Below are 13010 nucleotides of genomic sequence, written 5' to 3'. Positions count from 1 at the left end.
CATTAAGCTGTAAGAGCTAAGTGGGAGGTTATCAGAAAAACAGTCTATGAATGTAAAAAAAGGAGGCAAATGAAATGGGCTTATCGCAAGTGATGGCGCTTACAAAGAAGGTTGTTTCCAGTATTCTTTGTTTTACATTAGTTATGACTTTTACTGGTTTTGGAGGGAAGGAAACAGCGGAAGCGGCTGTTTCTCCGCTGATTACATCTTACAAACCGCAAGCAGTCAATGCCGATGTGAATGCTTCCTATACAGATGCAAACGGGAACACGGTATCGGCGACGATCCATCACCCGGGCATTGCCATGTCGCTGGCTGATCTGGACAATATGCGCGATCATGTAAGAGCAGGGGACGAGCCGTGGAATACGGCGTTCGAGGCGTTTGCCGCCGACCCGCAATCCAAACCGAATCCAAGAATCTTATATGAAGCCGGAAATGATCTTTTCGTTAATATCCGCGGGCCATGGGCCTTTACCGATGAAAACGGGAAATATTGGGCAAACCCAAGCGATTATGTGGGAACGCGTGCGAATACGGATGCCTTAGTCGCTTTTAAACAAGCGGTTATGTGGTATATTACCGGCGATGAGACGTACCGTTCCAGTGCGATGTATATCATCAGAGCTTATTCCGGTATCCAGTCTGTTGCTCCTCATACGAGCTTCCGATTTGCGACGATGACTTATTTGCTCGCGGCGGCTGCCGAGATTATGCGATATTCCGATACGCCGACGGGAAGTCTGAAATGGACGTCAACCGATACTCAGAATTTTATCAATATGATGGATCTTTGCTCGATTACTTATAACGCTCATTCTTTCTTCATGAACCAGCATCAGTTTACGGTTATGGGAACGATGGCGCGGGCGATCTTTACGAATGACCTGGAGCTGTATGCGGAGGCTGTAGAAGCAACAACAGTGAATGCACAAGGCGATGATGGAGGAAGAAACGGTTCGATCAAGCATGAAATGCGATGGATGACGACAAATGAAATGACAGGAGAACCATTGGATCCGTCGGATTATCATGTGCAGTTAATGGAAATGGGCCGCGATGCAGGACATTCTTATGCCAATATCGCCGGATTGTCTACATTGGCGCAGACCATCTACGCCCAGGGTACGAAGGTTGACCCGGTAGACGGAACAATGTCTACGGCCGCTAATGCGGTGAATCCATTTAAATTCCTCGATGACCGCCTGTTGGCAGGGACAACATATGCTCTGAAGTATCATTTGGGTTATGATGTGCTATGGACACCGGCAGTGGCAAACCAAACCTATGCCGGTCAAATTTTTGACAAGATTGACCCGTATTTAAGAGGCAGAATCGACCCGTTCCTAAGTGTGTTATATAACTATTATAAATATATCGAAGGGCAGGATATGACCCAGGAAAAATTCAAATACCTGGCCTATGCGTACGAAACAAGAATGCCGGAGGTTGCAGGAAAGGATTATCCGCTGGCGTCGCTGCTGTACACGCCTGATGCAGCCAAGGCCGATGGCCTCAGCAACCGGATCATTCTGGATAATATTACAGGATTGACGGCAACGGGGGCAGGTTCGGATACGATCAACTTAAGATGGACGGCTGTACCGGACGCGCTCGGTTACAACATCTTTAGATCCACAGAAGAAAATGGAACGTATACCCAGATAAACAGTGCTCCAATAACAACAATGTCTTATAGCGATACAAGCTTGACTCCAAATACGATTTACTATTATAAGGTCCGTGTATCCGGAGGATCAACGTTTGCCGTTGTATCGGCCGCAACCGGAGGAACCGGGGTTCCGGCTTTCGATGTAAGCAGTTATGAGCTAAATGTCAATCATACGCATCAATCCGTACTAAGGGTCATTCATCCGGACCGAAGCATTCAGGTTCTTACCAGCCAAGCGAGCTTTGCTTCATCCGACCCGGCTGTGGCAGCCGTCAATTCGGCAGGGTTGGTGACCGGGATTAGCACAGGCACAGCTACGATTACGGCGACCTATAACGGGCAAGCTTATCATGCAACCGTAAAAGTCATCGTCGACCCCCATTTAAAAGCCTGGTATAAATTTGACGAAACGAGCGGAGCTTCGGCCGCAGACGCATCTGGATTTGGCAAAACCGGGACAGTAAATGGCGGCGCAGCCTGGACAACCGGGCAAACAGGCAACGCAGTAGCTCTTGACGGGACAAACGACCATATTGCGCTTCCCGCCGGCGTTGTCGAAGGTGCCGACACGATCACCGTTGCGGCGTGGGTGAATCTGGATACGGCGAGCAACTGGACGCGCATTTTCGATTTTGGTTCGGGGACCTCTACCTATATGTACCTTTCGCCGAAAAATGGAGCCAATGGCAAAATCCGCTTTGCGATCAAAAACAATAATTCGAGCGAGCAAATCATTGAAGGCCAATCGGCGCTGGCAACGGGTGGTTGGCATCATGTGGCCGTCACGTTAAACGGTTCGACCGGCACTCTTTATGTTGATGGAGCTGGGGTGGGAAGCAATACGTCGATGACTATTAAACCGTCCGATTTGGGCGCAACGACGCAGAATTGGATCGGACGCTCCCAATACGCCGACCCGTATCTCGACGGACGAGTGGATGATTTCAGAATCTATCACCGCGCGATAAGTTCATCTGAAGTTACGAGTGTAATGAACGGACAAACCCTGGAAACCGTAACGGCAGCACCGACAGGTGTGACGGCTGCGACAGCAGACCATAGATCGATTAACGTAAGCTGGCCGGCAGTAACGGGAGCAACGGGTTATCATGTTTACATCGCCGATTCTTTGGCGGAGAATGCCGTCTATACAAAGGTTAATAGTCATGTGATTACAGGAACCTCGTATACCAGCCTGGGATTAAAGCCGATTACTGCCTACCATATCAAGGTAACGGCAGTGAATGCAATAGGAGAATCGGACATGTCGGCCATTGCTTCCGCAACAACCGATGGTATGCCGGTCGCGGGCCTCATATCATGGTATAAATTCGACGAAACAAGCGGAAGTACAGCCGCAGACGCATCCGGAAACGGCAATAACGCGACAGTCAATGGCGGTGCAGCCTGGACGGCAGGTCAATTCGGAGGAGCGGCGGATCTTAACGGAACAAACGGCTATATTGCGCTTCCTGAAGTTAGTATTTCCGGGACCGACACGATTACCATTGCCGCTTGGGTGAATCTGGATACGGCGAGCAACTGGACGCGCATTTTTGATTTCGGATCCGGAACTTCTACCTACATGTACCTTTCGCCGAAAAACGGAGCCAATGGCAAAATCCGCTTTGCGATCAAGAATAATAATTCGAGTGAGCAAATCATTGAAGGCCAATCGGCGCTGCCGACGGGAGGCTGGCATCATGTGGCCATCACGTTAACCGGTTCGACCGGCACTCTCTATGTTGATGGAGCTCAAGCGGGCAGCAATACGTCGATGACCATCAAACCGTCCGATCTGGGCGCCACCACTCAGAATTGGATCGGCCGTTCCCAGTACCCGGATCCCTATCTTGACGGACGAGTGGATGACTTCCGGATTTATGATCAAGCTCTTCCTGCCGACGAGATCTCCGCGATGGTAGCACCCGACCTGATCGCCTGGTATAAATTTGATCAATCCGGCGGGACTGCAGTGGCAGACGCATCAGGTGATTTCAAACATGGAACGATGAATGGCGGCGCAGCCTGGACGACAGGCAAAGCCGGCAATGCAGTGGAACTTAACGGAACAAACAGCTATATTGCTCTTCCAGCTGGTGTTGTCTCCGGCGCCGACACCATCACTATAGCGGCCTGGGTGAATCTGGATAGCGTTAACAACTGGTCGCGGATTTTTGATTTCGGATCCGGAACTTCGACCAATATGTTCCTCACGCCAAAAAACGGAGCGAATGGAAAAATCCGCTTTGCGATCAAGAACAACGGGTCGAGCGAACAAATCATTGATGGGCAGTCGACTTTGCCAACGGGAGGCTGGCATCATGTGGCCGTCACATTAAATGGATCCACAGGCACTCTCTATGTTGACGGTGCCCAAGTGGGGAGCAATACGTCGATGAACATTAAACCGTCCGATCTGGGCGCTTCGACTCAGAATTGGATCGGCCGTTCCCAATATACCTCCGACCCGTATCTAGACGGGCGAGTGGATGACTTCCGGGTCTATAACCATGCTCTCTCTGCTGGCGAGATTGCTGCCCTGGCGGGTTTGTAACAGGCGGGAAAGAGAAGGGGAGCTTGCAGGTAAGCCCGTCTTACCTTCTCCTGCATTGACTTCTTAATCCTATAGCGAATAGGGGTGCTGTGCACCCCTATTTGTATTGTCTGGACAGGTTCAAAATGCATCAAATCGACATTTTCAAATAATGCGAACTTGAACACTCATAAACATGATATTAAAGTCAAAAGAAGAAAGTATTATATTATGCATAATGTGAAGCCAGGAATGGAAAGGAGACTTTATTTATGGAGGATCACTACAATCTGTTATCGAAGAAAGGAGCTTGGGGAGATCAGGGAGACGGTACCTATGTCAATCCTGTTTTGCCCGGCGATTATAGCGACCCGGATGTCATTCGGGTCGGGGATGACTATTACGCCATCTCCTCTACCTTGCATTGCTCTCCGGGGATGGCGGTGCTGCATTCCAAGGATCTCGTGAATTGGGCCATGATCGGACATGTTGTTCAAGATTTGACAAGCATCGGCCCGGAATACAATTACGACCGCATGAATCGTTACGGCAGAGGAGTCTGGGCAGGCGCCATCCGATTCCATAAAAATAAATATTGGGTATATTTCTTCACGCCCGATGAAGGATTGTTTATGAGCACGGCATCCGATCCGGCTGGACCTTGGGAGCCGCTTCATCGGGTGTGGGAGGTCGCCGGCTGGGACGATTGCTGTCCATTCTGGGACGATGACGGACAAGGCTACCTGATTGCCACTCATTTTGCCGATAACTATCATATCCATTTAATGAAACTTAGTGAAGACGGCAAAGAGCTGTTGCATGACAGCGATAGGATTATCCATCAATACAAAGGGAGCGAAGCCAATAAGCTCTACAAAATAAATGGAACCTACTATTTCTTCCACAGCGAGGTGCGCGCTCAGGAAGGCGGTGAAGCCCGAGTTGTCATGATGTTAAGGGCAGAGCATATTTATGGTCCTTATGAGGAAAAGGAAATTATCCATACACACGGAAAGGAAATAGACCGGGAGCCGAATCAGGGAGGACTTGTCCAGACGGTTTCCGAGGATTGGTACTTCATAAGCCATCAAGGAACGGGCGGACACGAAGGCAGACCGCTTCACTTGCTGCCTGTAACATGGGTAGACGGATGGCCGATCATCGGAGAAGATACGGACGGCGACGGAGTCGGAGAGATGGTATGGGGAGGCAGGAAGCCTATTAACGGGTATCCCGCAACGGTTCTTTCCACATACGACGATTTTGATAGAGCTGATCTTGAGCCTTATTGGGAATGGAACCATCAGCCAAGAGCCGATAAGTGGTCGTTAACGGAACGGCCCGGCTATTTGCGTCTGTATGCGTGCCAACCTATCGATAAGGACAATTTTTTTACCGTCTGCAACGTCCTTTCGCAAAGATCGTTTAGAACCGTTCAGAATGCGGCAACGGTGAAAATAGAGATCAATGGCATGGCGGAAGGACAAGAAGCGGGCCTTTGCCATTTTGCGAAAACCTATTGCACGATTGGCGTTCAACAACTGAACGGGACAAGGGTCCTGAAGTTCAACAGCTCGGGAACGATTGTATGGGGTCCAAAAATAACGGGCACCGCCATTTGGTTAAGGTCTGTATGGAACATAGACGGAATCAGCCGGTTCGAATATAGTGTCGATGGGGTACAATTCACGAGCTTTGGAGAAGCGTATCAGCTGGGATGGGGCAATTACAGGGGAGATCGGATCGGGGTATACTGCTTTAACTGCGAGAGTGAGCAGGGTTATATCGATGTAGACCAATTTGGTCATGAGGTGCGAGGAGTGGAGAAGGAATGAAATCGCCATTATTTAGGGATCCGATCTATGACGGAGCGGCGGACCCTGTAGTTATTTGGAATCGGCAGGCCAAGGAGTGGTGGATGATCTATACGAACCGCCGCGCAACGCAAGATGGGCCGAAATTCGGGTGGGTGCATGGCACCGATCTCGGTGTTGCTTCTTCATCGGATGGCGGATCAACCTGGTTATACCGGGGGATCCTGGAAGGTCTCGAATCAGAATGGGGCAGAAATACGTTCTGGGCGCCGGAAATCATATGGCATGATGGGCTGTACCATATGTATGTCACTTACGTCCACGGCGTACCGGATGATTGGACGGGCAAGGCTCGTATCAGGCATCATACAAGCCCCGACCTTATTCGTTGGGAGTTCCAGTCCACGCTTGGCATTAGTGAGGAGAACGTGATCGATGCCTGTGTGTATCAGCTGCCGAACGGCACGTTCCGAATGTGGTTTAAGCAGCGGAATCATACTTACGCTGCCGATAGCAAGGATCTGTATGAGTGGCAGCCTATTGGTCCGGTGATCACCGAAAGAGGCCACGAAGGGCCGAATGTTTTCCGCCTGGGCGGCTATTATTGGATGATCGTAGACGAGTGGAGAGGACAAGGTGTTTTTCGTTCCGATGATCTTATGACATGGGAGCGAAACGGCCTCATTCTCGACCAGCCTGGCAAACGGGAGGATGACGGGACGATCGGCCTTCACGCGGATGTGGTCGTGCATGGAGAAGAAGGGTATATCTTTTATTTTACTCATCCCGGCCGTGTGAGTGGGCATCATGAGGATTCGAACAATTATGGATGGCGCCGCTCCTCCATTCAGGCGGCCAAGCTGGAGGTTGTGAACGGCGTGCTGGTCTGCGACCGTGACATGGAGTTTGAGTTGAAGCTTGGAGCGGAAGCTTGATTATGCTACTTTCATAGCAAGGGATTTTAACATGGAGGTACTCAGAGTGAAGCAAATATAAAGTTCATTTTCTTCAAAAGCCGCCTGACTACTTGATTGGTAGTAAGGCGGCTTTTGCCCGTTGCGTACGAATTATATGGAGTGTACCAAGTCGATGAGTAGAAGGCAGTCGGTTTAATGCTATTTTTTTGTCCCGAAATTCAAGGATTAGGGTTATAACATCATATATAATCCGTATTGAAGGAGAAATATAAGAAATCGGGAGTGTGAGTAGAATTGTCAGCACGGCGAATACGGGGTTTAGCATGATGGCCGACAACGGACGCTGAATTTGATTCTTTAAAAAAGAAAGCGATTACATTTTGGCGTGGTCAGATCCGTATCGCGCAGCCAGACAGCGATCCTTTTTTGTCATTCGATGAGGACACAAAAAAATATCGAGGGAGTTGTTGTTGAGATGTCAAATCAACTAAGCGGGGGGAGCAATATGGGAGCGAAGCTGAATGGCCAAGCTTATACGACAGCTGCGGTGAAGCAGTTTCGGTTTAAAGAAAAATATACATTGTTCCTGATGGCTTTGCCATTTCTGGTACTCGTCTTTTTGTTCGCTTATTTGCCGCTTTACGGCTGGATCTACGCCTTCTATGACTACAGACCTGGCATTCCATTGTCCCAGACCGAGTTTGTCGGCCTGCAATGGTTTACTTCGTTGGTGTCAAATCCGTACCAAATGGAGGAAGTTCTCAGGGTCTTACGAAACACGTTCGCGATCAGCACACTTGGCATCCTGACTTCGGTTCTTCCGGTTATCTTCGCGATTTTCTTGATGGAAATCAAGAGCCCTTCCTTTAAGAAAATCGTCCAGACGCTTACGACATTGCCAAACTTTATCAGCTGGGTGCTGGTGTACTCCTTCGCCTTCATGTTGTTTTCGGTTGACAATGGCTTCCTGAACAATCTGCTCATGAACATGGGCCTGATCGAACGGCCGCTCAATATTCTCGCATCGGACAACCACACTTGGCTGTCTATGACGTTGTGGGGGGTATGGAAAGGCCTCGGCTGGGGAGCGATCTTGTACATTGCCGCGATTACGGGCATCGATCCGGAATTGTATGAAGCGGCGAGAGTGGATGGAGCAGGCCGCTTCCGCCTGATGTGGCACGTGACGGTTCCAGGGATTATGCCGACCTTCTTCGTGCTGCTCATACTCGGGATCGCGGGTTTTATCAATAATGGATTTGAGCAATATTTTGTATTCTCGAACGCGATGAACATGAGCAAAATCGAGGTGCTTGATCTTTACGTGTACAACGTTGGTGTTGTGAACAACAACTTCGGGTTCGCGACAGCAGTCAGCATTCTGAAATCGATTGTCAGCTTGATCTTGTTGTTTGCAGCCAACAGCCTGTCGAAGCTGGTTCGCGGCGAAGGCGTTATCTGATTCAACCGAGGAAGGAGAACCGACATGGGGGTTAATAACAGGATTACAATTTTTGACATCATCAACTATACGCTGTTTGCCTTATTTACTTTAGCTTGTTTCTTTCCGTTCTATTATTTGTTCATCAATACCATCAGCAGCAACGACTTGAGCAGCAGAGGACTCGTTATGTTCTACCCCCAAGAGATTCATTTCAACAACTATATCGAAGTGTTCAAGATTCCCGGGCTGGGCCAAGCCACGTTTGTATCCTTTGCACGCACGGTGATCGGCACGTTGCTGACCGTGGCCGCTTCGGGATTTCTTGGTTACTTGTTTTCGAAGCCAACCATGTGGGGGCGCAAGTTCTGGTACCGATTCCTCATCGCCACGATGTACTTTAATGCCGGCTTGATCCCATGGTTCCTGATCATGCTTAAGCTTGGCCTCTTCAACAATTTCCTTGCCTACGTGGTGCCGGGGATCGTCTCGCCGTTTTTCATCATCCTGGTCAAAACGTTTGTCGAGTCAACGCCCATTTCCCTGCAGGAATCAGCTCAGCTCGACGGAGCTGGCAATATGACGATCTTCTGGAAGATCGTCATGCCGTTGATTACGCCGATTCTAGCCACGATCGCCATCTTCACGGCTATCGGACAGTGGAACTCGTTCCAGGACACGTTGTTCCTGGTCACGGATTCGAACCTGTTTACGCTGCAATTTATCCTGTACCGCTATTTCAACGGAGCGACATCGCTGGCCACTCTTATGCAGTCCGGGGCTTCCGATACCAACTTGGCCAATATACAGACGGCCACGTCGATTCGGACGACCATTTCAATGGTTGTCGTCATTCCGATCCTGCTCGTCTACCCGTTCTTCCAGCGATTCTTTGTCAAAGGCATCATGATCGGGGCTGTAAAGGGTTAAATAGGAAGAGCTGGCAAGGGGGTGAGGCGGGTCGGTGTACGCATGAAGTTTATCAAATGGGAGTCAGCATTCTTAGAAAAATGAAAGAGAAGGTTTTTGCAGGTACATGACAAGGAGGGTAACAACCACATGACAAAAAGAAAGAAATGGACAACCGCTGCTTTCGCGATTATCGCCATGTTTGTATTCTTATCCGCATGCAGCGGCTCCGCGGGAAGCAACTCGGGCAGCAACAAAGGCAATAACGCAGGAACGGAAGTAAGTACCGATCCTTCGCAGCAATCGGAGATCACGCTGAACGTATTCTCGAACCTGGCCAACTACGCAGGTGAGCAGCCGGGTTGGTTTGCGAAGCTAGTCAAAGATAAATTCAACATCAAATTAAACATTATATCCGGCGGACAGCAAAAAGCTTCTACGATGATGGCCGCTGGCGACTTGGGCGACATCGCGGTCGCCATCGATATAAAGGATGCGATCAAAGCCGGCTTGCTGCTGGATTGGAACAAGGACGGCCTGCTGGACAAATACGGCCCGGCCCTTAAGGAATATGCCGGCGAATCGCTGGAAGCGAACAGCAAGCAATACGGCGGCGGCACGGCTGTTTACGCTGTCGGCAATAACATCGGCAGCGGAGACGGCCCGAGCGAAGGCGCCAAAATGACGTATGGTCCGATGCTTCGTTGGGACTTATATCAACAACTGGGAAGCCCGGAAATCAAGACGCTGGAAGACTACCTTGCCGTTATCAAACAAATGCAAGAGCTTAGTCCGAAGAGCGACTCCGGCAAGCCTGTGTATGGGTTCTCGCTGTGGTCGGACTGGGATGGCGTGATGTCAGTAAACGTGAAGGCTATGGGCCAATTTTATGGCTTTAATGAAGGGGATGGCTTCAATATCGCCGAACTGATGATGACAAAGGCCGATGAAGCGAAATGGCAAGGCGTGCTCGACGAAGACAGCTACTACATGAGAGGTTTGAAATTTTTCTTTGAAGCGAATAAGATGGGGCTGCTTGATCCCGATTCTTTGACGCAGAAGTTTCCTGATGTGGTCAATAAGTACACTGACGGACAAGTTCTCTTCGCGCAATTCCCTTGGCTTACTGATGGCTACAACACCGAGGATCGCCTAAGCGCAGGCAAAGGCTTCGCGTTCGTGCCGTTCACCGAGGAGAAGGTCTTTTCCTCCGGATATAACCCTTATGGCGGCACATGGCACTGGGTCATTGGGGCAAAAACCAAACATCCGGAGCGCGTGATGCAATTCATGAACTGGCTGTACTCGCCGGAGGGCGTTCAGGAAGCCACCGCAGGTCCGAAAGGCTTGACCTGGGATATCGTAGATGGCAAGCCGACCCTGACAGAATTCGGATACCAAGCGGTTTCCAACTCCGTCGATATGCCTGCCGAATACGGCGGCGGAAAGTTCTCGGACGGAGGAAACAAAATCAACAACAGTACGCTCACCACGTCCATGATCAATCCGGAAACCGGGGAGCCGTATGATTACACGATGTGGAGCTCCTATCTGAACAATAAACCGGATCCGGTCACGAAGAGCTGGCGGGAAGCTATGGGTGCAGTGACAATGAAAGACTACGTGGTCAAGAACAACAAAGTAGCCGTTCAGCCTCCATACTTTAGCGAACAAGCTAAAGCAGAGGAGCCGTCCGACATTAAGCAGAAGAAAGCTGAAGTGGGCAAAGTCATCAAGGAATATTCCTGGAAGATGATGTTCGCGAAGGACGATAACGAGTTTGCCAGCTTAAAAGAGGCTATGGTAACGAAAGCCAAAGGCTTGGGCTACGATGATGTCATTAAGTTCCAGGTCGATAACTACGAGAAAACCGTTGGTGCGGCCTTGAAAAAGTAATGGTCCGGTAAAGATCAAATTCCGCGAGCGTCATAAGCTCGCGGAATTTTTTTTATCTAAGCCAGACGCCTGAAATACAAATAGTTACGGTTCCCGAAAAGCTGCGGCAAGAGGGTGGGGGAGCGCTTAAGGAGGGAATATGCCACTGAGCTGTTACTTTTTGCAGCTTCTCCTTACTTCCCCGTTACATCGTACTTCACCTCGTCGGTGATCGTGCCGCCGCCGGAATCCAACCAGGTCTTGACGTAATCGTCGAAGGCTTCCACCGGAAGCTCGCCCATGACAATCTTGAGGAAGGTATCGTTTTCTAATTTCTCCAATTCACCCCAGTAATTGGGCATGGAATCTGTCGTGTCGTAGAATACGCCCCGGACTTTGACCATTGGGGTAGTGACCAGCGCCTTCACGCCGGTTTGGAAGGCCAAGGCTGTTATACTATTGTAGACGCTGCTCTTGGGGTGAGCCCTCTCCTGAACGATACTTTCGTAGACGAGCTTCGACTCTACATCGAGTGAAGCAGGATCCTTCTTACCCTGGAGGACACTTTCGACATCCATGTATCGCTTCTCGATGGCATCAGTGAAGTCCAAGAGGTGATCAATCGGGAAGTAATTGCGCAACTGAATCCCGTCACGGAGGAGCTCGTCCTCCAGTTTTTTTACTTTTTCTTTATTGGGATCCTGCTTCCGATTCAGCCGGGTTTCGATGTTCAGAACCTTGACGACGGCTTCAGGATGCGGGTATCCCTTGCGCACGACCAGATAGCTGTTCATGACAGGAGCGATATGGGTTACGAAATTGCCATCCTCATTCAGGGGAACCGGATAGGCTTTCCAATCGGCGCTCGGATCAATGCTGTTGAAGTCTCCCAATGGCCAATAAGGCGCCCACCATGGTCCGAAAAACAGTCCAGTCTTGTGCGATTCGATCGGTTCATGGGTATTCTTGTTGAGGGCGAATCGATTATCGATGAGTCCCTGCCTATACCAATCCGCCAGCATGGAAAGTGCCTTTTTGTTCTCCGGCATGATGGAACCATAGAGGATCCGTCCTGTGGAGTCCTTGATCCAATTTTTCGGGAAAGCCCCGAACGCGTGGAAGATGGAGTCAAAGCCGCACACCGCAGGATGCTTGCCGTAGACGATATTCCGATAGCCGCACAGTCCTATCGTATTATCCTTCCCGTCTCCGTCAGGATCCATGTTGATGAAAGCCTGGGCGATTTGCTCCACATCGGTCAAGGTCCGGGGAGTCGGAAGGTGCAGCTTGTCAAGCCAATCCTGGCGTACCCAGAGCAAGGAATGAGAATCGGATTCAAAGGTCGCATTGGGCAGCCCATAGAGCTTGCCGTCGATGCTGGATGCCTGCAGGGCGGTATTGTTCGCCGAAGCATAGATGTCCTTAACCAGCTTGGAAGCGTAGGTTTCATAGACAGCGTCCAGGTCCTGGATCATGTCCATCTCCATCAACTTGCGAAGCTGGCTCCGGTTTACGATCATGGCGTCCGGCAGATCTTTGCTGGCAATGGCCAGCTCGACCATTTGATTATAGGAATCCGCCCCTTCCGCTTCCCAAGAGGGAACGACCTTGACGTTGGACAACTCTTCGATATACCGGACAACCGGGTTATTGAGGGTCGCCGGGATCGGCATGCCAACCCGCAGGGTGACCGGTTCAACCATTCTGCTGAAGGCAAGCTCCCCCGCCGCAGCGTCAATGGAGGAATCCTGAGGATTCCCGGCGTGGTTTGTACATGCGTTTATGAATAGGGTAAGCAAGCAAATAAGAATAAACCAACGCCTTTTCACTTGAACTCTCCTCCCGA

7 protein-coding genes are annotated in these 13010 nt (G+C 50.2%); 6 read left to right on the top strand and 1 reads right to left on the bottom strand.

Translation table 11 applies throughout. The features are described from left to right. The first annotated feature begins 74 nt into the window (after positions 1 to 74). The 6 genes from KP806_RS08420 (at position 75) to KP806_RS08395 (ending at position 11185) form a co-directional block, all read left to right on the top strand. Positions 75 to 4229: a LamG-like jellyroll fold domain-containing protein gene (locus tag KP806_RS08420; protein ID WP_224723145.1), complete on the top strand. Its 4155-nt coding sequence runs from the start codon at positions 75 to 77 to the stop codon at positions 4227 to 4229. Between the two features lie 251 nt (positions 4230 to 4480). Further along, on the top strand, positions 4481 to 6043 hold the full coding sequence (locus KP806_RS08415) for a glycoside hydrolase family 43 protein (RefSeq protein WP_224723144.1): 1563 nt from the start codon (positions 4481 to 4483) through the stop codon (positions 6041 to 6043). Then, on the top strand, positions 6040 to 6957 hold the full coding sequence (locus KP806_RS08410; protein ID WP_224723143.1) for a glycoside hydrolase family protein: 918 nt from the start codon (positions 6040 to 6042) through the stop codon (positions 6955 to 6957). Before KP806_RS08415 ends, KP806_RS08410 begins: the two co-directional genes overlap by 4 nt. Positions 6958 to 7414: 457 nt before the next feature. Next, positions 7415 to 8401, top strand: coding sequence for an ABC transporter permease (locus KP806_RS08405; RefSeq protein WP_224723142.1), 987 nt, complete (start codon positions 7415 to 7417; stop codon positions 8399 to 8401). A gap of 24 nt (positions 8402 to 8425) precedes the next feature. Beyond that, positions 8426 to 9310 carry a carbohydrate ABC transporter permease gene (locus KP806_RS08400; protein WP_224723141.1) on the top strand — a complete coding sequence of 295 codons (885 nt, stop codon included), beginning with the start codon at positions 8426 to 8428 and terminating at the stop codon, positions 9308 to 9310. Positions 9311 to 9439: 129 nt separating this feature from the next. Continuing rightward, positions 9440 to 11185 carry an extracellular solute-binding protein gene (locus KP806_RS08395; protein WP_224723140.1) on the top strand — a complete coding sequence of 582 codons (1746 nt, stop codon included), beginning with the start codon at positions 9440 to 9442 and terminating at the stop codon, positions 11183 to 11185. A 173-nt stretch (positions 11186 to 11358) separates the two neighbouring features. On the opposite strand, the gene KP806_RS08390 is transcribed toward KP806_RS08395, so the two are convergent. Further along, positions 11359 to 12993 (bottom strand): extracellular solute-binding protein, encoded by a 1635-nt coding sequence (locus KP806_RS08390; protein ID WP_224723139.1) that lies wholly within the window; start codon positions 12991 to 12993, stop codon positions 11359 to 11361. Positions 12994 to 13010: the final 17 nt, after the last annotated feature.

Origin of the sequence: Paenibacillus vietnamensis, assembly GCF_020169515.1 — a bacterium.
Taxonomy (GTDB): Bacteria; Bacillota; Bacilli; order Paenibacillales; family Paenibacillaceae; genus Pristimantibacillus; species Pristimantibacillus vietnamensis.
The sequence above is the reverse complement of the archived record's forward strand: the minus strand, read 5'-3'. Positions and strand labels throughout refer to the sequence as shown.

What these genes read in the sequence shown, in the direction of transcription:
- KP806_RS08420 (WP_224723145.1), top strand. Translation starts at nt 75, where the DNA reads ATGGGCTTATCGCAAGTGATGGCGCTTACAAAGAAGGTTGTTTCCAGT.
- KP806_RS08415 (WP_224723144.1), top strand. Translation starts at nt 4,481, where the DNA reads ATGGAGGATCACTACAATCTGTTATCGAAGAAAGGAGCTTGGGGAGAT.
- KP806_RS08410 (WP_224723143.1), top strand. Translation starts at nt 6,040, where the DNA reads ATGAAATCGCCATTATTTAGGGATCCGATCTATGACGGAGCGGCGGAC.
- KP806_RS08405 (WP_224723142.1), top strand. Translation starts at nt 7,415, where the DNA reads ATGTCAAATCAACTAAGCGGGGGGAGCAATATGGGAGCGAAGCTGAAT.
- KP806_RS08400 (WP_224723141.1), top strand. Translation starts at nt 8,426, where the DNA reads ATGGGGGTTAATAACAGGATTACAATTTTTGACATCATCAACTATACG.
- KP806_RS08395 (WP_224723140.1), top strand. Translation starts at nt 9,440, where the DNA reads ATGACAAAAAGAAAGAAATGGACAACCGCTGCTTTCGCGATTATCGCC.